Genomic DNA, 21,824 nt, shown 5'->3' on the forward strand with positions numbered 1-21,824 from the left:
AACCGTTTTTTCATTTTGCCGCCGAACTGGTTCTACTCAGAGCCGCTGCTTCAACTCGCCAGCCATTTGCTCTTCGTCCCGCGGCAACGTCACGCGCACACACAAGCCCGGCGAACCGGCGGACAAAACAATATCGCCGCCGTGGGCTCGCACGATGGAGCGCGCGATCGCCAGCCCCAAACCCACGCCGCCCGTCGAACCATTGCGCGATGCTTCAAGGCGCACGAAGGGCGCAAACACGCGTTCGCGATCTTCTTCGCTGATTCCCGGGCCATCATCCTGAACAATGATTTCGACGTTTTCCGCCGATGGTTTCACGTCGACGCGCGCGCATTCACCGTAACGCACCGCATTCTCAATCAAGTTTCGCAACGCCCGGCGCAAAGCATCCGGCCGGCAAAGGTAGGCAATTTTTTCGCCCTTGCCGATAAAGTTCACTTTCCAACCCAGTTCGGCGAGGTCGTCGCAAAGACTTTCCAGCAGCGAAGAGAGATCGACCGAACGGGTCACTTCCGCCGAAGCTTCCGAACTCGCGAAGGCCAGGCTGGCTTCCGTCATCGCTTGCATCTCGGCGAGTGTCGCGAGGATTTTTTCGCGCGTTTCGGTTTCCCGAATGAACTCCGCGCGCAAACGCAGCGAGGTGATCGGCGTCCGCAAATCGTGCCCGATGGCCGCGAGCATCCGCGTGCGATCCTCGACGAATCGCCGCAAGCGCACCTGCATGCGGTTGAACGTGCTCATCGTTTTGCGAATATCGTCCGGCCCTTCCTCCACCAACATCGCCACCTCTTCGCCGCGACCGAGACGTTCGGCGGCCTTGGTGAGGTGCCGCAGCGGTTGCGCGATGTGTCGGGCGATCAACCACGCCGCGAAAGAAAAAATAATCACCGTGCTGAGCAGCGTCACATAGTAGCCCGGCGCGGGCGTCGTGTTGGAAAGATGCGCCGGCTTGGCGTAAACCATGTTGAGCCACGCGCCGTCGCTGAGTTTCACCACGATGCCATAACCGTTCCATTTCCGCAGCTCCACCAGCTGCAGCGGCATTCCAATCGGCCAATAGCTCGCGGGGTGACTTTCCCACTCGCCGGGATTTGCCACGCACAGATCCTGTTCCGGGTCGAACAAGCTTGGCGTCTCGACGCCGCTATTTCCCAGCACAGGATGCAGCAGCGCGGCCTTGGCCGTCGCCTCCCAGTCGGGCAACGCTTGCGGCGCGCTCGCGCTCATCCAGTAGCGCGCCAACGGAGTGTTCACCAATCGCAACACCTCATCACGCTCAGGGCGAGCGGTGGCGTTCATCAGTTGAACCGCCGAGGAAGCACGGCCGAGACATTCTTCGCGCATCATCGTGCGCACCGCGTGTGCGCGCTCGTAACGATACACGATGAGCGAAACGCCCTGCGAAAGTGCGAGGGCAAGCAGCATCAAGCCGATCAACCGGCTGCTTAAGCTGCGGGGTAAAAATGGTTTCATGCGGGCACAACCTCCGCCGTAAATTGATAGCCGCCGCCCCACGAAGTCTTGATGAGTTCAGGGCGCTTGGGATCGGTTTCGATTTTCCGACGCAGCCGACTGACCTGATTATCGATACTGCGATCCCAGACGTCCGCGGCGCGGCCACTGGTGAGATCGAGCAACTGATCGCGCGTGAGCACGCGCCCCGGATGTTCGACGAACGCACACAGTAATCGAAATTCCGCCGTGCTCAACGCGACCGCGACCCCGTCCGCGCCCACCACTTCGCGACGCCCGGTGTCGAGCACCTTGTCGTCGAAACGTAGACGTCGCGCCGACACCGCGGTGCGCTGCACCGGCAGACTTTGCGCACGCCGCAACACGGCTTTGATACGCGCCAGCAGTTCGCGCGGGTTGAACGGTTTGGTGAGATAATCATCGCCGCCCATTTCCAAACCGATGATGCGGTCGGTGTCCTCGACCATCGCCGTAAGAAAAATAATCGGAATCTGCCGGTTCGACGCCCGCAGTTCGCGGCACAACGCGAGTCCATCGCCACCCGGCATCATAATATCCAGCACGACGAGATCGGGCGCGCCGGCATCCATCAACCGCAGGAAAGCGCGCGCGCTTTCCGCCGCACTGACGCGATAGCCATGTTCGCCAAGGTAGCGCACCACAAGTTCACGAATGTCCTTGTGGTCATCGACGACGGCGATGTGCGGCATTTGCTCCATGGTGCGGGGGAAAAGCTATCGTATCACAAATTTCCGCGATGGAGCGGCTAAATTTGTAACAAAGTGTATCAGGCCGCGGGCGTTGCCCACAATCGTTACACTAAAGGGCTTGGCTGGCATAATCCTGACCAAATCGACTGGTAGGGTTCGAGCGTCGCATGCAATCCGCCTTCACCAAAACATTTTCAATCGCTTGCCTGCTCGTCTTAGTTGCCGGTTGCGCAGTCGGGCCCGATTATCGCGCGCCGCAGCCGGCGACCCCGGCGGCGTTTATCGAACCGGGCCCGTGGAAAAGCGCCGCGCCACGTGACGCGTTGCCGAAAGGCGACTGGTGGACGCTCTTCGGCGATGCCGAACTGAATCGCCTTGAAACCGCCGCCACGGCAGCGAGCCCAACGATCGCTGCCGCCCTCGCCCGCCGCGATCAAGCGCGCGCGCTCAGCCGATCAGGACGCGCTGATTTATTTCCCAGCGCCACGGTGAATGCTTCGGCCGAACGCAGTCGCACTCCGCCCAACGCTCGCACTGGCGCGCCGGCTTTCACCGATAATAATTTTCGACTGCCGCTCGACCTCGCTTACGAACTCGATCTTTGGGGCCGGGTGCGCCGGAGTGTCGAGGCCACCGACGCACGCGCGGAAGCCAGCGAGGCGGATTATCACAACGTATTGCTCAGCGTCCAAACCGAGGTTGCGCGCACTTACTTTGAACTGCGAGCGGTCGATGCGGAATATACGTTGCTCACCCGCACGGTTGAGAGTCGCCGCGAATCGCTCGAAATCGTCACGCGCCGGCTCGAACTCGGCGCAGGCGCGGAACTCGACGTGCAACTCGCGCGCACGGAACTCGCCACGGCGGAAGGCGACCGCCTCAGCCTCGAACAAGATCGCGCCGCGCTGCGGCACTCGCTGGCGGTATTGCTCGGACAAATGCCGGAAACCTTCTCAATTGCCCCGGCTGCTTCGCTCGCGGGCACCGCTCCCGAGATCCCCGTCGGTCTTCCGTCAGAGTTGCTCGAACGTCGCCCCGACATCGCCTCCGCGGAGCGCTCGCTCGCGGCAGCCAACGCCGGGATCGGTGCCGCCAAGGCGGCATTTTTTCCGTCGCTCACCTTATTTGCCTCGGGCGGTTATCAGAGCGCGTCGACGGACACGTTAACCCAGTGGGACAATCGCCAGTGGTCGTTTGGCCCGGGCGTTTCGTTGCCGATTTTTCAAGGCGGTCGCAACACCGCCAACTACCGGCGCGCCCAAGCATTTCACGCTGAAGCGCTCGCGGATTACCAATCCACCGTGCTGAACGCCTTTCGCGAAGTAGAGACGGCGCTGTCCGATCTTCGACTCCTCACGGAGCGCGACGCCCTGCAAGGGCGTGCCCGAACTTCGTCGCATGAGGCCGCGTCGCTCTTGCGGCAGCGTTTCGAGGCTGGCCAACTCGGCTACCTCGACGTGATCGACGCCGAACGCACCGCGATCACCAACGAGCGCCGCCTCGTGCTAATCCGCGGTCAAAATTTATCTGCTACCGTCGCCTTAATCAAAGCACTGGGTGGCGGTTGGTAAGCGCCCTGCTCTTCTACACTCACTCGCTCATTTCTCATGTGGATCGTCCTTTTTGCTCTTCGCTACAAATACACCATCGCCGTTCTTGCGATTCTCATCCTGCTGTTCGGCATCCTGAGCGGGCGCCGGATGTCCACGGACATCCTGCCGCGCGTGGACAGTCCGGAACTGATGATGGTCTGGACCTACGGTGGCCTTAACGCCGCCGAGATGGCGGCAAAAATCACGTCATTCTCTGAAATCGCGACGATGAACAACGTCGACGATCTCGTCGAAGTGAGTTCGGAAACCTCCAACGGAGTCGCGCTGATCAAACTGCGGTTTCAACCGTATGTGAACATCGCCATGGCCATGTCGCAGACGACCGCATTCGCGCAGACGATTCTCCGCCGCATGCCTTCCGGCACGACGCCTCCCATCGTGGTGCGCACGAGTCCGTCAAGCGTGCCGATTGTGCAGTTAGTGATTTCATCGGATACGATGAGCAGCGGACAGCTCTTTGACTACGCGCGTCTGCCGATTCGTTCCCAGCTGCAAAGCATTCCAGGCATGCGCATCTCACTGCCTTACGGCGGCGCGGCGCGCCAAGTGATGATCGATCTCGATCCCGACGCGCTCAATGCGTTCGGCATTTCTTCCTCGGAAGTGAACACCGCGGTCTCGCGGCAAAACTTGACGCTGCCGGCGGGAAATATTCGCGAAGGCGATCGCGAGTTGCCCATCGAAATCAACGCCAGTCCCGAGACGATCCAGTCGTTTCTTGATCTGCCGATTCGTTCAGCGGCCGGCGGCACGATTCTTCTGCGCGACGTCGCCAACGTGCGCGACGGCGAAGCGGTCGCCACCAACATCGCGCGCCTCGACGGCCAAAACGCGGTCATGCTCGCCATCCTTAAACTCGGCAACGCTTCCACGGTCGACATCCTGGACAGTATCATGGCGCGGCTCCCCGAGATTCGCGCGTCCGCCCCACCCGGGGTGAACATCGAACCGATCTTCGACCAATCGGTATTTGTGCGCGCCGCCGTAAAAGGCGTTGAGCACGAAATCTTCCTCGTCGGTGGACTCGTGGCGGCCGTGGTGTTGCTGTTTCTCGGTTCGTGGCGTTCGACGTTGATCGTGCTCACCTCGATCCCGCTCGCGCTGCTCTGCTCGATCATCGGCCTGAACTTGATGGGCGCGACTTTCAACCTGATGACACTCGGCGGCCTCGCGCTCGCCATCGGCATCCTCGTCGACAACTCGCTCGTCGAAATCGAAAACATCAAGCGCCAGATCGGACTCGGCAAGGATGTGCGCACGGCGATAATCGACGGCGCGCGTGAAGTCGCGTTCCCCGAGTTCGTCTCGACGCTGTCGATCTGCATCGTGTTCATCCCGATTTTCCTGCTCACCGGGACGGCGGCCGATGTCTTTCGCCCGCTGGCGCTGGCGGTCGTGTTTGCGATGGCCGCGAGTTACCTGCTCGCGCGCACCTTGGTGCCAACGCTCGCGTCGATCATCCTGCCGGCCGAACTGCGCTTGGAACAGAAAAATGCGGGCCAGCCGCCCCGCGGTCTTTCCAGGATTCATCATAAAATCGAACACGGCTTGGACGGTCTGGTTTCTCTCCAAAAGAAAATTATCGAACGCATTCTGCGTCGTAAAATCCTGATCGCAATTCCCGTGCTCATCGCCGTTTTGCTCGGCGGATTCTCCATCTGGCAGCTGGGCCGGGAGTTCTTTCCGAAAACTGATGCCGGCTTGCTCCGCTTGTTTGTGCGCACATCCAGCGGTCTCCGTCTCGACGACACGGCGGATCAGATGTCGCAAATCCAGCGTGAGATTCGCGCCATCATTCCGGCAAACGAACTCCAGTTCATCGTCGAAAACATTGGCGCGCCCGCCGCGGTGAATCAGGCGTGGGTAGCGACCACCGCAGTGACATCGGCTGACGGCGAAATCATGATTCAGCTGCAAGGCGATCACGCGCCCAGCGCGCTTTACGAAGAGAAAATCCGCGCCATGCTGGCTGCTAAATTCCCCGCCGTGCAGTCGTTTTTCCGACCCGCCGACGCCACCAGTCAGACGCTTTCTTCCGGCGCGCCGACGACGTTCGAAGTGCGTTTCACCGGGCGCGATATTCCGGGCAATCTCGCGCTCGCTTCCGAACTGCGCGAGCGCCTGCGCCAGGTTCCGGGCGCGGTGGATGTGACGTTGCGTGAAGTCCTCGATCAGCCAGGCTACGCCGTCCGCGTCGATCGCCTGCGCGCCGCGACGCTGGGCATCAATCAACAAGACGCCGCGACGACGCTGCTCGCCGCCCTGGGCAGCGGCAGCACCATCGCCGCCAATGTCTGGGTCGATCCCGCAGTCGGCTCGTCCTACGATGTGCAGGTCATCGCGCCGCCGAGCAAACTGACCTCGATGGAACAGTTGCTCAATCTCCCCGTGCGTCCGACCAACGGTGGTCCTGCCGTGCCATTGCGCGCGTTTGCCACGATCACGGAAAAGCGCGCGCCCGCCTCCGTGTCGCGCAACACGCTCCAACCCACCTTTACACTCGTCGCCAACTCCTTCGGGCGCGACCTCGGCGCGGTCACCAAGGATCTCGAAAAAATCCTGACGGACCTGCGCGCAAAACTAAAACCCGGCAATCGCATCGAACTTTCCGGCCAGGCCGCGCTTATGCGTTCGGCTTACTCGGAACTCATCGGCGGTCTCGGGCTCGCCGCCGTGCTCGTGTTCCTCGTGATGGTTGTAAATTTCCAATCGTGGTCATTGCCCTTCGTCGCGATCAGCGGATTGCCGGTGGCGATTTCCGGAGCACTTTTTTCACTCCTCGTCAGCGGCACGCCGGTCAGTGTGCCGGCGCTCATGGGCGTGATCATGGTCGTGGGTGTGTCCACCGCCAACAGCGTGCTCGTAAGCAGCTTTGCGCGTGACCGATTCGAAGCCGGTGAAACGGCGGCCGCGGCGGCGATCGAAGCCGCGACCACGCGACTTCGACCTGTCTTGATGACGGCGGCCGCGATGATTCTCGGCGTGATTCCGATGGCCATCGGCCAGGCGGAAGGCGGCGAGCAGAACGCGCCGCTCGGCCGCGCGGTGATCGGCGGCTTGGTGTTCGGCACGAGCGCTTCGCTGTTTCTCGTGCCCGTGATGTTTGCCGCCGTGTGCGGCCGACTACGCCGCAAAAGCGAATCGGAGCCAGTCAGCCCCACCTCGGCCTCGGTGGCCGCTTCATCCTGAAATTTGAGAACCCTTTAAATCGAAATCAATGAACGCTCCTTCTTCGCTCCGTCGCCTGCTGCTTCTCTCTGCGCTCACGCCCGCGCTCTTTGCGCAAAACACCCCGCTGACGGTGCGCACCGTCGCACCGAAAAAAGTCTCGGAAGCCGCCGCCTACACGATTCCCGGTCGCACTGAACCGTTTGAAGCCGCGCGCGTTTTCACCCGCGCGACGGGCATCATCAGCGAACGCACGCTCGATATCGGCGACATCGTCAAGGCGGGCGACGTGCTGGCCGTGGTGTCTGCTCCTGACCTTGATCGCGCCGTCGAGGCAGCGCGCGCTTCGGTTGAGCAAGCCCAAGTGCGTGCCGCGAATTCAAAAAACCTCGCGGATCGCTCGACGAGTCTGTTGGACGCCCGCGCCGTATCAAAAGAAGAGTCCGATCAACGCGTCTCTGACGCGGCCGCCGGGAGCGCCGCCGTGCGCGTGGCCCAAGCCGAATTGGCGCGCCTCGAAGAACAGCAAAAATTCGCCACTGTGCGGGCGCCGTTCGACGCCGTCATCGCCGCGCGTAACTTTGACCGTGGCGACCGCGTGCGCGGGGACTCCGCCACGTCCGAAGGCTGGTTGTTCCATTTAGTGAAAATCGACAAGCTGCGCTTTACCGTGTTTGCGGCACCGGATCTTGCGCTGCGCCTGACCGCGGAATCATCCGCGCAAGTTCGCTTTGGCGAGTTCCCCGGTCGCATTTTTTCCGCGAAAGTCGCGCGCTCAAGCCGGATATTCGATCCCATCTCGGGCACCATGCGGGTTGAACTGATCATCGAGAACCCCGACCTGACGCTGCCAGCGGGGCTGACGGGGAACGCGACGTTTAACGTCGTGCCGTCGGCGGGGACTTTTCTCGTGCCCACGAACACTGTGCTGACTCAGGCGGGACAGACTCGCATCGCAGTGGTGAAAGACGGCAAGATCGCGCTCATCGACGTCGCGCTGGGCAGAAACTTGGGCGCTCAAGTCGAAGTTACTTCCGCCACGCTCGCCCCCGATGCAGCCGTGATCATTAACCCCAACAGCTTGTTGCGCTCAGGTGATGCGGTGACCATTGCGCCGCCGGCGACCGCGACTCGCTCGTAAATCCCCGCGAGTCGGCAGGTGGGTGTCGGTCTCCGCACCGACGCTTCAGCCCTTCCGGGGACGAGAGCCTGTTCGCAAGCTGTCGCCGATGCGGAGACCACCGACCACCTCAATTTCGGGAGTGCTTGAAGTCTGCGTCCCTATCTTCTGATACCAGCTGCGAGGAACGCTGCAGTAATCGGGTAAGATAAAGTTGCTCGGGGCCGACATGCGCGAGTTGCAGCGCGCGGCGCAAACTCTCGGCGGCAGCGCGATTGTTTTTCAGACGCCAGTGCAGTTCGCCAATGACGGCGTGCAGCAAATAATTCGATTCGAGCCGGTCGCGATCTTCGATGCCTTTGATGGCATCGAGACCAGCCTGGGCACCGCGCAAATGAGCGAGGGCCACGGCCCGGTTTAACGCGACGACGGGTGAACGCTTGAGCGCATAGAGCTCGTCGTAGTGAGCCACGATGCGCGCCCAATCGGTCGATGCGTAATCGGGCGCCGTGCAATGAATCGCCGCGATGCCTGCCTGTAGGTGATATTCGCTGAGTTCGGCGCCTTGCGCGGCTGCGACGAGTTCCATCAAGCCGCGCGCGATCATCTCTTGGTTCCATTTCGAGCGATCTTGGTCATCGAGCCGGATGAGCGCGCCGTGTTCGTCGAGCCGTGAAGGAAACCGCGCCGCGGTCAGTAACATCAACGCGAGCAACGCATGAGCGCGCGGCACGTTGCCCGCCGGATGCTTGATGAGGATCGCGAGTAGCCGCAGCGCCTCCTTGCAAAGATCCTCGCGCAGGAGTTTTTCGCCCGCCGACGCTTTGTAGCCTTCGTTGAACAACAAATAAATCGCGCCGAGCACGCCGTCGAGGCGCGCCGATAATTCCGTTGGCTGTGGAATTTCGAACGCGGTGTTGGTTTCCTTGATGCGTGATTTGGTGCGCGTGAGTTGTTTCTCGATCGCAGCGTCGCTGCTGAGAAACGCCCGCGCAATTTCGCCGGTGGAGAAACCGCAAAGCACTTTCAGGGCGAGCACCACTTGCGCGTCCGGTGGCAGCGACGGGTGACAACACACAAACATCAAACGCAACGCATCGTCGCGAATTTCTTCCTCTCCGCTGGGCACCGCAGCATCGGGCACGCGGTGTTCCAGGTGCATGATGATGCTCGGCTGTTTGGCGAGTGACATGCGACGGTGGCGAAGCGCATCACGCGCGAGGTTCATCGCCACTTGCGTGATCCACGCGGAAGGATTCGGCGGGATGCCGCCAATCGACCAGGTGCGCATCGCTTTCAAAAGCGCTTCCTGCGCGACATCCTCCGCGAGCGATATGTTTTGCACGCCGAGCAGACGAATCAGCGCACCGTGCAAGCGGCCGGTTTCGTGCCGAAAAAAATGCTCCACCAACTGCGTAGTGCGCGCGGCCACCGCCTCATTACCGACGGGCGTTACCGTGGGCGTCGATTCGTCCGGAGAGTTTTTTTCGAGGCGCGACACGTGAGATCAGGCGTTGGCCGTTTGCGGTTTCGCAGATGCGCGGTGACCCTGCAAACCGAGGTGACACTGCGCAACCCACTGGCGAATTTCGATTTTGAAACCGTAGTCGAGCCCGGGATGTCCCTGCGCGATCGCGGTTGCCTCGTCGAGATCGTGCACGTGCAGCATCACGTAGCCGCCGATGGCCTCCTTGGCTTCCGGAAACGGGCCGTCCACGACGCGGTTTCCGCCCGGGCCGGAAACAATGCGGGTTTCCATTTCCAACGGCTGGCCGGACGCCACTTTGCCTTGGTTGATGAGCGCGTCATACCACGTGTTCCACCGCGCGATGAACTGCTGGCGCTCTTCCGCGGAGAGGTGCGCGATATTCTCCGGGCCGGTGTTGCGGAAAAACAGCATGTAGGGAGCCGTGGCGGTTTCGACAGTCTTCATAAGGCGTATGGGTTTGAGCGAAGAGTTTGGTCTTTGAACTACAACGAACGAGCTTCCCGGTTACGGACATGGTTAGCTTAAAATAAGTTCATCACGTCTCAATTACCGCAAAGTTCATCGAAAATAACGCACATTGTCCGGAACCCTCAGTTTCATTCGTTGAGACTATGAATACGGGCCAACGCCCAAAACATAAACCCAAAATCGAGGAACATTCAAAATGGCTAATTATGTCGATGGATTCGTAATCCCTGTCCCGAAAAACAAAATCGCTGCTTATCTCTCCACCGCAAAAAAAGGCGCCAAGATCTGGCGCGAGCACGGTGCGCTCGACTATAAGGAATGCGTCGGCGACGACCTCTCCGTTAAATTTGGCCTGCCCTTCCCCAAGGGCATCCGCGCAAAATCAGGCGAGACGGTCGTGTTTTCCTACATTGTCTTCAAGTCCCGCGCCCATCGCGACAAGGTGAACGCCAAAGTCATGAAGGACCCGCGCCTCGCCGCCATGTGTGACCCGAATGACATGCCGTTCGATTGCAACCGGATGCTCTACGGTGGTTTCAAGGTCATCGTCTCGTAACGATCGACCGCTCGCTGCTGCCACCCTATGAGCGAAACTCCGCACTTCCTCCACCGGCTCGAAACGATTCGCGGCGAGTTGGTGGAGTTGGCTTTTACACTGGATCGGCGCGGCGATCTGAGCGCCGCGGATATTGCCATGATGATTTCCGCACAGCTGGGTGAACTTCACTCTGAATGCTCCCACTTCAATCAGGCCTGTCCGGAAAGCACCGCGCCGCTCGTCGAATAATAAACCACCCGCCATGTCCGGCACCGACTCCAGTTTCGCTGAACCACAAACGACTGACGCAAGTCGCGACTTGGTGCTCACCCGTGTTATCGACGCTCCGCGCGAAAAAGTGTTCACCGCGTGGACGCAGCACTTGCCGCGATGGTGGGGACCGCACGGCATCACGACGCCCGTCTGCGAAATGGAACTCCGCCCGGGTGGCATTTTTAGAACGGTCATGCGCGCGCCGGACGGCACCGATTATCCGACGAGCGGCGTGTTTCTCGAAATCGTGCCTAACCAACGCATCGTCTTCACCGACGCGTTTGGCCCGAGTTGGACTACTCCGGAACAGCCCTTCATGCTCGGGATTATCAGCTTCGAAGCATTACCGGAGGAGCGCACGCGCTATACAGCAATCGCGCGTCACTGGTCGGCGAACGACCGCGAGAAACACACGCAAATGGGTTTCCACCAAGGCTGGAGCGAGAGCCTCGATCGGCTCGTCGCGGTAGTCTGCACGCTTTAACCGCTTTTCCTCATGATAATTTGCCTTATCGTCCTGTCCGGCCTCGTGGCCTTGATCGCCATCGACACCTGCGAAACAGCGCAACTTTAACCCTACCTGCCATGCTTATTAAAATCCTCATTGGTCTCGGCGCGATCATCGCGCTTATCCTCATTATCGCGGCCTTCAAGTCTCCGGATTTCGTTGTTACGCGTTCCGCCACAATCCAAGCCCCGGCCACGGTCGTGTTTGCACAGGTGAACGACTTCAAAAAATGGCCGGCTTGGTCGCCTTACGAAAAAATAGATCCGGCCATGAAGAAGACCCTGAGCGGAGCACCGACGGGCACCGGCGCGATCCAAGAATGGCAAGGTAACAGCCAGGCCGGCGAAGGCCGCATCACCATCACCGAAAGCCAGCCGTCCGAATTGATCCGCATGCGCCTGGAAATGTTTAAACCGTTTCCGTGCGACAATCAGGTGGAGTTCACCTTCGCGTCCCAGGCGAACCAAACCACCGTCACGTGGAGCATGAGCGGAAAGACTCCGTATATCGGACGCATTTTCTGTCTCTTTATTTCGATGGATAAGATGGCCGGCGGACAATTCGAGGAAGGCCTGGCTCAATTAAAAAAGGTTTCCGAAGCATCTACCGCAGCCCGTTAACATGTCCGCACCTGATCAATCGTTCTCGATCCTCAGCACGCGTGAATTTCCGGTGTCGAGGGAAAGGCTCTTCCGCGCATTTAGCGACCCGCAGCAACTCCCGCATTGGTGGGGGCCCAAAGGATTCACCAACACCTTCGAAAAATTCGACCTGCGCGCCGGCGGCGAATGGCTGTTCACCATGCACGGACCCAACGGCGCCAATTATCCGAACCGTAAGGAATTTACCGAAGTGATCGTGCCGGAACGTGTCGTGTTTAAACATTTCCAACCCACGCATCGGTTCACGATGACTCTGATTTTTGATGAAATCAGCGCCACACGTTCACGCCTGACCTGGCACATGGATTTCGTGGATCGCGAACAACCGCCTAATCTCCGCAGCTTCATCACCCACGCCAACGAAGAGAACTTCGACCGTCTCGAAAATTATCTGAAAACGCATCCCTGATATTTTAACTCATCCTACACACTATGAACCCTGAAATCCCTACTCCATCCAAAGGCGCCCGCGTGACCGGTTACATTCTTACCGGTTTGGTGGGCATTGCGTTAATCGGCAGCGGCGTGATGAAAATCATCGCGCAAAAAGATGATCCCAAGCTGCTCGAAAACCTCGCGCACATCGGCATGACCGTGGATCTGATTCCTAAGATCGGCGTCCTCGAACTGATTTGTGCCGTGATTTATTTGATTCCCCGCACTGCGGTGCTCGGTGCCGTGCTGCTCACCGGCTACATGGGCGGAGCGATTCTCACCCATGTCCGTGTCGGCGATCCGTTTCATACGCAGATCATCATCGGCGTGGTCGTCTGGGCAGGCATCTACTTGCGTGAGCCACGGCTCCGCGCCGTTCTGCCTCTGCGCAAATAATCTAAAACGAAAACGGGCAATCAGGCGCGTGACGCGCGCGATTGCCCGAAATTTTCGCGAGAAACCTCGTTAGCGTTTCAACGTCGCGCAGAAACGAGCGAGGCGTTCCACACCCTTACGGATAATGTCGTCGCTCGTGGCGTAGCTGAGCCGTAGGTAACCTTCGGCCCCGAACGCCGAGCCAGGAACGGCGGCGACTTTCTCCTGTTCGAGGAGCTTTGCGCAGAAATCGACGTCCTTGAGCCCAAAGCTGGAGATATTCGGAAAAAGGTAGAACGCGCCACCGGCGAGCAAACACGAGACGCCGGAGATTTTATTCAACTCGGCGTGCAGGAATTTACGGCGGCGGTCGAACGCCACCTTCATTTCCGCCAACGCCGCGTCGGCCTTGGCCTTCTCCTTTAACGCCGCGAGCGCGCCGTATTGGGCAAAGGTTGTGGCGTTCGAGGACATCTGGCTTTGCAGCTCCGCGCAGGCTTTCGCGATCGGCGCGGGCGCGACCAACGTGCCGAGGCGCCAGCCGGTCATCGAGTAGCTCTTCGAAAAACCTGCGATCGTGATGGTGCGTTTTTCCACTTCGGTGCCGAGCATAGCGAAGTTCACCGGCACGTTGCCGTCGTAAATCAGGTGCTCATACATTTCGTCGGCGAGCACGTAAAGATTGTGCTTCACGCACACGTCGGCGAGCGCCGCGAGTTCTGCACGTGTGTAGATCGCGCCGGTCGGATTCGAAGGTGAATTCAGAATGAGGAGCTTCGTCTTCGGCGTGATCGCGGCTTCGAGGAGCGCGGGCGTCAGTTTGAAACCGCTCTGGTCGTCGCACAGCACGAACTTCGGCGTCGCGCCGGCGAGTTTCACCATCTCGGGATAGCTCACCCAGAACGGCGCGGGAATGATCGCTTCGTCGCCGGGATTGCAGGTCGCGAGAATCGCGAGGTAGCAGGAATATTTTCCGCCGGGCGAAACGACGACTTGGGACGACGCGATTTTGTAGCCGTATTCGACGGCGTAGCGTTCCGCGATCGCGACGCGCAGCGGTTCGATGCCGGGCGTGGGCGCATATTTCGTTTTGCCACCTTTGAGCGCGGCGATGGCGGCTTCCTTGATGAAATCGGGAGTATCGAAGTCCGGTTCGCCGGCGGCGAAGCTGCAGACGTCTTCGCCGGCAGCCAGCATGGCTTTGGCTTTCGCGTCGATTGCGAGAGTCGGCGACGGCGAGACATTACGGGCCCAAGTAGACAACGGATGCGGAGTGCTCATTCGGAATTGAAATCAAAAGTCTGACGTTCGTCTTGGCAAGACAGGCGTTGCCGGGCGGCTGTCATAGCTACGCCCAAATTTGCCCGCCTCAGCGCTTCGCCTTCGACCGTTTTTTCTTCGCGAGAAGCGCTTTGGCGGTGCGTTTCTTTTTCACCGGTTTCCGTTTCGGCGCCGGCTTGGGTTCATCGGGATGCGGCAACGCTTCCAGTTCCGGTAAATAGGCCTCCACGGCGGCGCGCACCAGGTGGCCGATGCTCGTGTGTTTGCTGCGCGACACGCGCTTCAAGTTTTTCCGAATCTCGGCCGGCAAGCGCACGGAAATCTGGGTGTGCACAGGATGCATCACGACGGCGTTCTCGAAGCTGAATTTTTCGAGCGCATTGCGAATGATTTCGCTCACCGACTTAGCTTTGTTGTCGCGCACAGGTTCATGCAGGCGGTCGATGAACTCGACCTCCATCTGAATGGGAAAAGGTCTGGCGGTATCGTCGGTCATAACTGGTCAAAAGCGTTCGATTTTGGCCTCAGCCAACGCCAGCGGTTCTTGCGCGAGCGCGTCCGGCGAAAACGTGTCGGCGGGCAATGTGAGGTTGAGCGACGCGGCGGTGAACGTGATCCGGGTTTTATCGCGTGTCAGGTTATTGCGCAGGTCGATCGACTTCACGATCCACTGTTCGCCCGTTTTTTTCAGGTCGAGAATGCTGATGGTTTTCTCAGAGGCGCCTTTTGCACCGAGCAACTCAGCTTGCACGAGGGCTTGGAATTGGGTGTCGAGAAGCACGCGCACCCCCGTCAACGCGGGTCGCGCCGCCGCCAGATCCGCTGGCGGATAAAACAAGAAGCTGTGCGCGGGCCGGCCACGCACTTTGGCCACGCCTTCGTAAATAAAGTCCGGCCAATAAATGAACGGCATCTGCAAATCAAAGAGCGTGAGATCGGTGCCACCAATGGACGTGAACGCGTCGCCTGCGGCGAGTTCCGCGGTCTTGGCCGTGTCGCCGGCCCATTGCCACGCGGCGGGTTTGGGGCCGCTTTGGATTAGCCAGCGACGTTCCGCGGCAATGCCGCCGTCCCCGCCGGCCAGCGTGAGCCGTGAGATCGGGCCGTGTTCGTTCCGCGAGCCAAGCAGATGGCCCTTCAACGTGCGCTCATCGCCTTTGCGCGGCATCACGCGGAGTTGGAATTCCAGCCAGTAAGTGCCAGCAATGCCGGCTTGGCGGAAATCACTTAAGATTTTCGCGCCCTCGCTTTGGTCGGCTTTGCCACCGGCAGTGTAGTTCGCCGCCGGACGGTAACGAGTCGCTTGCGCCTTCAGTCCGCCCGGGACGGCGATCAGCACCAGCGCAAATAAGAAAGCCCGGCGAGTGGCCGGGCTTGAGAGATTAAGGATTCTTGGTCTCAACGGGAGCCGGTGCCGGGGTTACGGTCACAGGTTGCGGAGTCGGCGCAGGAAGCGCGGAAGCCGGCACGGTCGGCAGCGCGCCGTCGACGGCCTCAACCTTTTTGGCCTGAGCGATGTGCGCGAGGTAAAGCGCGAACGCTACCACGAAGAAAACGATGGAAGCCTTGATTGTCGCGCCGCTGAGCACATTGGAGGTGTCGGCACCGAAGGCCGATTCCATGCTGCTGCCACCCATGGCAGCGCCCATGCCGCCGTCGGTCTTGGCGCGTTGCATAAGCACGACCAACACGAGAAACAGCGAAGTGATGACGAGGACGAAGGTAAGAAGACCAATAATCAGGCTCATAAAAGGGGCAGAACCAACGGAGTCGCCGTGGCTTTGTCAACCAAAGTTCTGATATCGCGCGCGGGCAGTTTTGATCAGGTTTCGGGGATGGAACCAAAACGCCCACGACCCGTAAGCGACCTCGGGTAAACGAAATAGCTTTAGAGCGTAACGCCGATCTTTTCCAAAACGCGCGAGAGATCCTCGTTCCCGTGATACTCGATGATGATGCGGCCACGTTTGGGGGAATGCTTCAGACTGGTGCGCGCGCCGAGATGCGACGTCAGGCGTTTTTCCACGTCGGCCAGCGCGGTCGAGGTCGCAGTGGGGAGTTTGCGGGTTTTACCGGGAGCGCCGCCACTCACGGCGGACTTTTGCTTCAGCAATTCTTCCAACGCACGGACGCTGAGCCCCTGCTCCAACGCGCGGCGGGCAACCACGATACGCTCGGCGGAATTTTCGACGCCTAACAACACTTTAGCGTGCCCGACGCTGAGCAGGCCTTTGCCGACGTAGCCTTGGAGTTCAGCTTCGAGCGAAAGCAAGCGCAGCGAATTGGCGACGGTGGCGCGACCTTTACCGACGCGTTGCGACGCGGCTTCCTGCGTGAGATCGAAATCGCGGATGAGACTCGCGTAACCATGCGCTTCTTCGAGCGGGTTCAAATCGGCGCGTTGCAGATTTTCGATCATTGCCAGCGACGCGGATGAAGCGTCGCTCGACGTCATCACACGCGCGGGGATCGATTTGATTTTGAGCTGCTGAAAAGCGCGCCAACGGCGTTCACCGGCGATGAGTTGAAACTTATCGCCTACCTGACGCACCACGATCGGCTGCAGCAAACCTTCCGCGCGGATGCTTTCGACGAGATCGTTGAGTTGCTCCGGCAGGAATTCTTTGCGCGGCTGATACGGGTTCGGCTCGATCTGCGCAGTCGCGATTTCGCGGTAGCCGGTCAGGCCATCGGGAACCACTGGTTTCGCCACAGGCGCCGCAGCGACGGCGGACGCGGCGGGAGTTGAGGGAGCAACCGGGGCGGGAGTTTTAGCGGGCGTGGTGCCGCTGGTGATGAGGGCGCCGAGGCCGCGGCCGAGACGAGATTGCGTGGGTTTAGCCATGGGGAGGGTTAGCGCTGCGGAATAAACAAGGTCTGGCCGACGCGGATTTTACTATCGTCCGTGATCTTGTTGGCGTTGCGGATATCGGTGACGCGGGAATTATTTTTTTGGGCGATGGACGAAAGCGTGTCGCCGGATTGCACCGTATAATTGATGCCTTCCTTCGGAAAATTTTCGCTGAAACTGGTCTGCACGACCGGGCGGGCGGCCTGGGATTTAGCGAGGGAATCGAGCGCGGCGTTCGTCTGGCTACCCAGACGTGTCATCTGCGTGGAAACTTGCGCGAGCACGTCGCGCTTCTGGTCGGCGAGGCCGTTTTGAAGCGTGCGATTGAGGTCCGCGATGGCGGCGTTGAGCTGCGCAATCGTGACGTAGCTCTCGGAAGTTTTCGCCTGCAGCGCGGCGTTGTCGCGGTTGAGTTGTTCGACGGTCATCGCGAGTTCGCCCACGCGTTGCGAGAGCAGCATGACGTCCTGACGAAGGTTGGCCATTTCGACGCGAGCCTGTTGTTCTTGCGCGGTGGCATACACAAACGCGGCAGCGAACAATCCTGCGAAAAATAAAATACGGTTACGCATGAGAATCATGGTTGGAAATTTTGGCCCAAAAACAAGCTAGCTCTTGAGTCGAGGAAACGGTTCGCGGCCGACGAGTGCGGGCATCGGTTTTGAAACGACTTCCGTGCCAGCCGCAACCGGCGAGCCGCGCAGGAATTCCAGCGCCGGCAACATGCGGCCGCCGGCGCGTTGAAGTTTCAACACACGCAGCGTGCCCTGCCCGGTGCCGATCAATAAACCTTCGGCGTCAGTGCCAAGCACTTCACCGATTTTCCCACCGTCAGAAAGCGCGTCGGCGAGGCCAACTTTCACCGGCTGGCCATCGAGATCGATCGTGCACGCGGGCCACGGCATGAGGCCATTGATGCGCGCCGCGAGCACGCCGGCTGAAGACGTGAAGTCGAGCACGCCGTCGTGCTTGTGCAGCTTGCGGCAGAACGTCGCATCCGCCCCGACTTGGTCGGCGAAACCCTGTTCGCTGGAAATAATTTTCGGCAATGCGCGCGCGAGCAACGGCACGCAGGCTTCCGCGAGCTTGGCTTCGATTTCGAGTGCGGTATCGCGGGGCGAGATCGGCACGCGCTCCACATCGGCGACCGGGCCGGCATCGAGTTCGGGCACGATGCGCATGAGCGTGACGCCGGTTTCGGTTTCGCCGCTTGCGACTGCGGTTTGAATCGGCGAAGCGCCGCGGTATTTCGGCAGGATCGACGTGTGCAGGTTGAGCGTGCCGAGGCTCGGCGTGGCAATCACTGCTTGTTTTAAAATATGCCCGTAAGCCATCACGAGCGTGAGGTCGGGCTTTAAGGCGGCGAGTTGCTGCTCGTCGGTCGGGCCGAATTTCTCCGGCTGATAAACAGGGATTCCGCGGGCCTGCGCCCAGAGTTTGATTTCGTTGGGCTGAATCTTTTGACCGCGACCGACTGCGCGGTCGGGTTGCGTGAATACTCCGACGATTTCGGCAACGCCGCGCCCCGCGCCTGTCAGCCAGTTTAGCGCGGGCAGCGCGATGGCGTCCGAACCCATGAAGACGAGTCGTGGCATGAGTTAGTCATCCAACAGACCCGGATCGAAGTCATCGGTTGCATCATCGCCCGCTTCGGCAGCTTCCAAATTACGTTTTGTGTTCTTCGCCGCGAGGCGGTCGGCGGCAGAGCGCTTTTTCTTACCGATCACGTCGAAATGGATTGGGCAGCCTTCGAGGCCGAATTTTTCCACGAGACCGGCTTCAAGGTAGCGGCGATACGATTCCGTCAGCGAGCGCTCCTGATTGCAGAAAAGTTTCATGCGGAACGGACGCGTGCCGGTCTGCGTCGCGTAGTAAACACGGAAGCGCGTGCCGAAAGTTGCGGGCGGCGGGGTGCGGTCGGCGAGTTCGACGATGGCGTCATTGAGCTTCGCGGTCGGGATCTTCGTCTCCATGCGCTGGTCGAGGGCGCGCGCGGCGCGGAGCATGCGTTCGATTTCGTGGCCGGTCAGCGCGGACACAAACATCACGGGCGCACCCGGCGTGAAGAATAATTGATTAAACAACGCCTTCTCGAACTTCTCACGGAAATCACGTTCGTTTTTAAACTGCTTAAGTTCACCGCGCCGAATCGCCGCGTGAACAAGATCCCATTTGTTCACGACGATCACGATTGGCTTCGCGGCCTTCACGATTTCGCCCGCGATGGCTTTGTCCTGCATCGTGACACCGTCCATGGCGTCGAGCACCATGAACATCACGTCGGAATTGTGGATCGCTTCCATGGAACGCAGGCGCGAAAAATATTCGACCGACGACGACAGCTTCGTCGAAGCCCGGATGCCGGCGGTGTCGACGAGGCGAAAGAGCCAGTTTTTCTCGTCCTTATTTACGAACGTGAAATCGAGTTCGATGGCGTCGCGGGTGGTGCCGGGCACGTCGCTGACGATCAAGCGATCGCTCTTCAGGAGGCGGTTGCTCAACGAGGATTTGCCGACGTTCGGGCGGCCCACGAAGCAGATGTGCAGGCGCTCTTTTTCTTCGTCGGATTTCGCGGCAACCGGGCCGAGTTTTTCGAGAATCGCGGTGCGCAATTCCGCTTCGCCGTTGCCGTGCTCGGCGGAAATGAAAAACGGTTCGCCAAATCCCAGCCGATAAAACTCCGAGAAGTCCGGCACTTTTTCCTTACCGCTGTCGGCCTTGTTGGCGACGAGCAGGACGTGCTTTTTGCTTTTGCGGAGCATTTGCGCGATCCGCTCATCGAGCGGGATAACGCCTTCGCGCGCATCGACGGTAAACAAAATCACCGTGGCCGCCTCGATCGCGAACTGCACCTGTTCCTCCGAAGCCTTCGTGATCCGTGCCGGCGTATCGCTGCCGGTCAAACCGAGGCCGCCCGTGTCGAGGAGCGTGTATTCGCCGTCCTTGATTTCCGTGCTCAACACGTCGCGCGTGACGCCGGGCATGTCGTGCACGATGGAAATGCGCTTTTTGGCCAGCCGGTTGAACAGGCGGCTTTTGCCCACATTGGGACGGCCAACAATAGCGACGATGCGCGGTGCGGAACTCATTTGAACCAGACCTTCGCGAGGGAGAGCACGACTGGCAAGCGATAGTTGGCCGGCGCGGCGGCTAAGATTTGTGTTTATTCGTGTCCATTAGTGGTTTCAGTCCGGTGCTCCCATGTTCGAAAGCCTAACCGAGAAACTGTCCGGCGCCCTCCGCAACCTCCGCGGCGTCGGCACCCTGTCCGAAGCCAACATGGCCGACGCGCTCAAAGAAGTGCGCGCCGCCCTCCTCGCCGCCGACGTCCATTTCAAGGTCGCCCGGGAATTTATCGATCGCGTGCAGCTCGCCTGCATGGGCCAGAACGTCCTCAAATCCGTCACGCCCGGCCAGCAAGTCGTCAAAATCATCCATGACGAGCTCGTTAAATTGCTTGGTGAAGGCTCCACCGAACTCGGTCAAAAGCGCCCGCTAAAAGTATTGATGGTCGGTTTGCACGGCTCCGGCAAAACCACGTCGACCGCGAAGCTGGGCAAACTCCTCAAAAAGAAAGGCGCACGTCCGTTTGTCGTCGCGTGCGACGTCTATCGTCCCGCCGCCATCGACCAGCTCGAAATTCTCGCGAAGCAGGAAGAACTCGGACTCTACGCCGACCGCACCTCGAAAGATGTGCCCGCTATCGGCGCGACCGCGCTCGATATCGCGCTGCAGCAAAACGCCGACGTCATTCTGTTCGACACCGCCGGTCGCCTTCAGATCGACGCCGAACTGATCGAGGAAGTTAAAAAGCTCCACGCCCGCATCCAGCCCGACGAAGTCCTCCTCGTCGCCGACGGCGCGCTCGGCCAGGAAGCGGTGAACGTCGCCAAAGCCTTCCACGAAGCGCTTGGCCTGACGGGCTTGATTCTCACGAAACTCGACGGCGACGCCCGCGGCGGCGCAGCGCTTTCGATCAAGTCGGTCACGGGCGTGCCGATTAAATTCATCGGCACCGGCGAGAAGACGGCGGACTTCGAGGTGTTTTATCCTGATCGCCTCGCCTCGCGCATCCTCGGCATGGGCGACGTCGTGTCGCTCGTCGAAAAAGCGCAGGAAAACATCGACCAGAAAGAAGCCGAGCGCATGGCGGAGAAAATGCGCAAGGCGGATTTCAATTTGGAAGACTTCCTCGCGCAAATGCAGCAGGTCAAAAAGATGGGCTCGATGCAGTCGATCATGGGCATGATGCCGGGCATGAGCGGCGTGCAATTGCCCGACGATTCCGAAAAACAAATGGCTCGCACCGAAGCGATTATCTACTCGATGACGCTGCAAGAGCGCCGCAAGCCACAGATTTTAAATGGCAACCGTCGCATCCGCATCGCCAAAGGCGCCGGCGTAAAAGTCGTCGAAGTGAATCAGCTGCTCAAACAGTTCGAGCAGATGCAGAAAATGATGAAGATGATGAAAGGCGGCGGCGCAAAAAAGATGATGCGCCAGATGGAGCAAATGAAAGGCCGCGGTGGCATGCCGTTCTGAGTGTGATGCGGTCGACTTGAAGCACGAGTCTCTCCGCGCATGCACCGTTTCTTCCAACTCCTCATCGCCCTCGTCGCTTTTGGTGGCGGGCTTTGGTTTATCTATGGCGGTTACGAGCGCAGCTTATCGCTCGCCGCCAAAGCCGAGACCGCGGGTGTTTATTTAAAGACTGGCATCGACGGCAAAACCCGCGTGCTGACGCATCACCAGTATTACGGAATCGGTGCCGCACTGCTGCTCGGGAGTTTTTGGTGGTTCTGGAAAGGTCACACTCCGGCGAAACGCAGTCGCCGGCGCCGCGGTTAGCACGCGAGGTTC

General features: G+C 59.8%; 23 protein-coding genes. 11 read left to right on the plus strand and 12 right to left on the minus strand.

Going from position 1 to position 21,824, the window contains the following annotated elements; genetic code table 11:
• Positions 1–36 precede the first annotated feature (36 nt).
• Positions 37–1,473 (minus strand): sensor histidine kinase, encoded by a 1,437-nt coding sequence (locus tag ACRRQW_RS18205; RefSeq protein ID WP_438483047.1) that lies wholly within the window; start codon positions 1,471–1,473, stop codon positions 37–39.
• Complete coding sequence (locus ACRRQW_RS18210; protein WP_438483048.1) at positions 1,470–2,192, minus strand: response regulator; 723 nt, start codon at positions 2,190–2,192, stop codon at positions 1,470–1,472. The genes ACRRQW_RS18205 and ACRRQW_RS18210 overlap by 4 nt, the downstream gene beginning before the upstream one ends.
• Before the next feature lie 158 nt (positions 2,193–2,350).
• On the opposite strand from ACRRQW_RS18210, the gene ACRRQW_RS18215 reads away from it, so the two are divergent.
• Genes ACRRQW_RS18215 through ACRRQW_RS18225 form a run of 3 tightly spaced genes read left to right on the plus strand, consistent with a single transcriptional unit; the run spans position 2,351 to position 8,105 of the window.
• Positions 2,351–3,754 (plus strand): efflux transporter outer membrane subunit, encoded by a 1,404-nt coding sequence (locus ACRRQW_RS18215; protein ID WP_438483049.1) that lies wholly within the window; start codon positions 2,351–2,353, stop codon positions 3,752–3,754.
• 36 nt (positions 3,755–3,790) lie between these two features.
• Positions 3,791–6,985, plus strand: coding sequence for an efflux RND transporter permease subunit (locus tag ACRRQW_RS18220; protein ID WP_438483050.1), 3,195 nt, complete (start codon positions 3,791–3,793; stop codon positions 6,983–6,985).
• Between the two features lie 28 nt (positions 6,986–7,013).
• The gene (locus ACRRQW_RS18225) at positions 7,014–8,105 is read left to right on the plus strand and encodes an efflux RND transporter periplasmic adaptor subunit (protein WP_438483051.1); all 1,092 of its coding nucleotides are present in this window, start codon (positions 7,014–7,016) and stop codon (positions 8,103–8,105) included.
• Between the two features lie 109 nt (positions 8,106–8,214).
• Here the strand turns inward: ACRRQW_RS18225 and ACRRQW_RS18230 are convergent, their stop codons facing one another.
• Together ACRRQW_RS18230 and ACRRQW_RS18235 are read right to left on the minus strand one after the other, a co-directional pair.
• The gene (locus tag ACRRQW_RS18230; RefSeq protein ID WP_438483052.1) at positions 8,215–9,585 is read right to left on the minus strand and encodes an RNA polymerase sigma factor; all 1,371 of its coding nucleotides are present in this window, start codon (positions 9,583–9,585) and stop codon (positions 8,215–8,217) included.
• A gap of 6 nt (positions 9,586–9,591) precedes the next feature.
• Positions 9,592–10,017 carry a YciI family protein gene (locus tag ACRRQW_RS18235; RefSeq protein ID WP_438483053.1) on the minus strand — a complete coding sequence of 142 codons (426 nt, stop codon included), beginning with the start codon at positions 10,015–10,017 and terminating at the stop codon, positions 9,592–9,594.
• 220 nt (positions 10,018–10,237) lie between these two features.
• Here ACRRQW_RS18235 and ACRRQW_RS18240 point away from each other — a divergent pair, with 220 nt between their 5' ends.
• From ACRRQW_RS18240 to ACRRQW_RS18265, 6 genes are all read left to right on the plus strand, one after another.
• On the plus strand, positions 10,238–10,597 hold the full coding sequence (locus ACRRQW_RS18240) for a DUF1428 domain-containing protein (protein ID WP_438483054.1): 360 nt from the start codon (positions 10,238–10,240) through the stop codon (positions 10,595–10,597).
• Between the two features lie 27 nt (positions 10,598–10,624).
• Entirely contained in the window at positions 10,625–10,828 is a 204-nt protein-coding gene (locus tag ACRRQW_RS18245) for a hypothetical protein (protein ID WP_438483055.1), read from the plus strand.
• Between the two features lie 13 nt (positions 10,829–10,841).
• Positions 10,842–11,336: an SRPBCC family protein gene (locus ACRRQW_RS18250; protein WP_438483056.1), complete on the plus strand. Its 495-nt coding sequence runs from the start codon at positions 10,842–10,844 to the stop codon at positions 11,334–11,336.
• Positions 11,337–11,437: 101 nt separating this feature from the next.
• Positions 11,438–11,980 (plus strand): SRPBCC family protein, encoded by a 543-nt coding sequence (locus ACRRQW_RS18255; protein ID WP_438483057.1) that lies wholly within the window; start codon positions 11,438–11,440, stop codon positions 11,978–11,980.
• Between the two features lies 1 nt (position 11,981).
• The gene (locus ACRRQW_RS18260; protein WP_438483058.1) at positions 11,982–12,431 is read left to right on the plus strand and encodes an SRPBCC domain-containing protein; all 450 of its coding nucleotides are present in this window, start codon (positions 11,982–11,984) and stop codon (positions 12,429–12,431) included.
• A gap of 23 nt (positions 12,432–12,454) precedes the next feature.
• Positions 12,455–12,853 carry a DoxX family protein gene (locus ACRRQW_RS18265; RefSeq protein WP_438483059.1) on the plus strand — a complete coding sequence of 133 codons (399 nt, stop codon included), beginning with the start codon at positions 12,455–12,457 and terminating at the stop codon, positions 12,851–12,853.
• A gap of 69 nt (positions 12,854–12,922) precedes the next feature.
• On the opposite strand, the gene ACRRQW_RS18270 is transcribed toward ACRRQW_RS18265, so the two are convergent.
• The 8 genes from ACRRQW_RS18270 to der all read right to left on the minus strand — a co-directional run bounded on the left by ACRRQW_RS18270 (position 12,923) and on the right by der (position 20,053).
• Entirely contained in the window at positions 12,923–14,113 is a 1,191-nt protein-coding gene (locus tag ACRRQW_RS18270) for a pyridoxal phosphate-dependent aminotransferase (RefSeq protein ID WP_438483060.1), read from the minus strand.
• An 88-nt stretch (positions 14,114–14,201) separates the two neighbouring features.
• A complete protein-coding gene (locus ACRRQW_RS18275) occupies positions 14,202–14,609 on the minus strand; it encodes a hypothetical protein (protein WP_438483061.1) in 408 nt (135 codons plus the stop codon).
• Positions 14,610–14,615: 6 nt separating this feature from the next.
• Entirely contained in the window at positions 14,616–15,452 is an 837-nt protein-coding gene (locus tag ACRRQW_RS18280) for an outer membrane lipoprotein-sorting protein (protein ID WP_438483062.1), read from the minus strand.
• A 43-nt stretch (positions 15,453–15,495) separates the two neighbouring features.
• Positions 15,496–15,861, minus strand: coding sequence for a preprotein translocase subunit SecG (gene secG, locus ACRRQW_RS18285; RefSeq protein ID WP_438483063.1), 366 nt, complete (start codon positions 15,859–15,861; stop codon positions 15,496–15,498).
• A gap of 140 nt (positions 15,862–16,001) precedes the next feature.
• Complete coding sequence (locus tag ACRRQW_RS18290; protein ID WP_438483064.1) at positions 16,002–16,958, minus strand: ParB/RepB/Spo0J family partition protein; 957 nt, start codon at positions 16,956–16,958, stop codon at positions 16,002–16,004.
• An 8-nt stretch (positions 16,959–16,966) separates the two neighbouring features.
• Positions 16,967–17,536 (minus strand): LysM peptidoglycan-binding domain-containing protein, encoded by a 570-nt coding sequence (locus ACRRQW_RS18295; RefSeq protein ID WP_438483065.1) that lies wholly within the window; start codon positions 17,534–17,536, stop codon positions 16,967–16,969.
• 36 nt (positions 17,537–17,572) lie between these two features.
• Complete coding sequence (gene fmt, locus ACRRQW_RS18300; RefSeq protein ID WP_438483066.1) at positions 17,573–18,559, minus strand: methionyl-tRNA formyltransferase; 987 nt, start codon at positions 18,557–18,559, stop codon at positions 17,573–17,575.
• 3 nt (positions 18,560–18,562) lie between these two features.
• A complete protein-coding gene (gene der, locus ACRRQW_RS18305; RefSeq protein ID WP_438483067.1) occupies positions 18,563–20,053 on the minus strand; it encodes a ribosome biogenesis GTPase Der in 1,491 nt (496 codons plus the stop codon).
• A gap of 112 nt (positions 20,054–20,165) precedes the next feature.
• On the opposite strand from der, the gene ffh reads away from it, so the two are divergent.
• Complete coding sequence (gene ffh, locus ACRRQW_RS18310; RefSeq protein ID WP_438483068.1) at positions 20,166–21,506, plus strand: signal recognition particle protein; 1,341 nt, start codon at positions 20,166–20,168, stop codon at positions 21,504–21,506.
• A 39-nt stretch (positions 21,507–21,545) separates the two neighbouring features.
• Entirely contained in the window at positions 21,546–21,812 is a 267-nt protein-coding gene (locus tag ACRRQW_RS18315; RefSeq protein WP_438483069.1) for a hypothetical protein, read from the plus strand.
• The last annotated feature ends 12 nt before the right edge of the window (positions 21,813–21,824 follow it).

This window comes from Oleiharenicola lentus, assembly GCF_051660365.1.
Taxonomy (GTDB): Bacteria; Verrucomicrobiota; Verrucomicrobiia; order Opitutales; family Opitutaceae; genus Lacunisphaera; species Lacunisphaera lenta_A.

Coding starts and splice junctions, on each gene's coding strand:
- ACRRQW_RS18205 (WP_438483047.1), bottom strand. CDS start 1,473: ATGAAACCATTTTTACCCCGCAGCTTAAGCAGCCGGTTGATCGGCTTG.
- ACRRQW_RS18210 (WP_438483048.1), bottom strand. CDS start 2,192: ATGGAGCAAATGCCGCACATCGCCGTCGTCGATGACCACAAGGACATT.
- ACRRQW_RS18215 (WP_438483049.1), top strand. CDS start 2,351: ATGCAATCCGCCTTCACCAAAACATTTTCAATCGCTTGCCTGCTCGTC.
- ACRRQW_RS18220 (WP_438483050.1), top strand. CDS start 3,791: ATGTGGATCGTCCTTTTTGCTCTTCGCTACAAATACACCATCGCCGTT.
- ACRRQW_RS18225 (WP_438483051.1), top strand. CDS start 7,014: ATGAACGCTCCTTCTTCGCTCCGTCGCCTGCTGCTTCTCTCTGCGCTC.
- ACRRQW_RS18235 (WP_438483053.1), bottom strand. CDS start 10,017: ATGAAGACTGTCGAAACCGCCACGGCTCCCTACATGCTGTTTTTCCGC.
- ACRRQW_RS18240 (WP_438483054.1), top strand. CDS start 10,238: ATGGCTAATTATGTCGATGGATTCGTAATCCCTGTCCCGAAAAACAAA.
- ACRRQW_RS18245 (WP_438483055.1), top strand. CDS start 10,625: ATGAGCGAAACTCCGCACTTCCTCCACCGGCTCGAAACGATTCGCGGC.
- ACRRQW_RS18250 (WP_438483056.1), top strand. CDS start 10,842: ATGTCCGGCACCGACTCCAGTTTCGCTGAACCACAAACGACTGACGCA.
- ACRRQW_RS18255 (WP_438483057.1), top strand. CDS start 11,438: ATGCTTATTAAAATCCTCATTGGTCTCGGCGCGATCATCGCGCTTATC.
- ACRRQW_RS18260 (WP_438483058.1), top strand. CDS start 11,982: ATGTCCGCACCTGATCAATCGTTCTCGATCCTCAGCACGCGTGAATTT.
- ACRRQW_RS18265 (WP_438483059.1), top strand. CDS start 12,455: ATGAACCCTGAAATCCCTACTCCATCCAAAGGCGCCCGCGTGACCGGT.
- ACRRQW_RS18270 (WP_438483060.1), bottom strand. CDS start 14,113: ATGAGCACTCCGCATCCGTTGTCTACTTGGGCCCGTAATGTCTCGCCG.
- ACRRQW_RS18275 (WP_438483061.1), bottom strand. CDS start 14,609: ATGACCGACGATACCGCCAGACCTTTTCCCATTCAGATGGAGGTCGAG.
- secG (WP_438483063.1), bottom strand. CDS start 15,861: ATGAGCCTGATTATTGGTCTTCTTACCTTCGTCCTCGTCATCACTTCG.
- ACRRQW_RS18290 (WP_438483064.1), bottom strand. CDS start 16,958: ATGGCTAAACCCACGCAATCTCGTCTCGGCCGCGGCCTCGGCGCCCTC.
- ACRRQW_RS18295 (WP_438483065.1), bottom strand. CDS start 17,536: ATGCGTAACCGTATTTTATTTTTCGCAGGATTGTTCGCTGCCGCGTTT.
- fmt (WP_438483066.1), bottom strand. CDS start 18,559: ATGCCACGACTCGTCTTCATGGGTTCGGACGCCATCGCGCTGCCCGCG.
- der (WP_438483067.1), bottom strand. CDS start 20,053: ATGAGTTCCGCACCGCGCATCGTCGCTATTGTTGGCCGTCCCAATGTG.
- ffh (WP_438483068.1), top strand. CDS start 20,166: ATGTTCGAAAGCCTAACCGAGAAACTGTCCGGCGCCCTCCGCAACCTC.
- ACRRQW_RS18315 (WP_438483069.1), top strand. CDS start 21,546: ATGCACCGTTTCTTCCAACTCCTCATCGCCCTCGTCGCTTTTGGTGGC.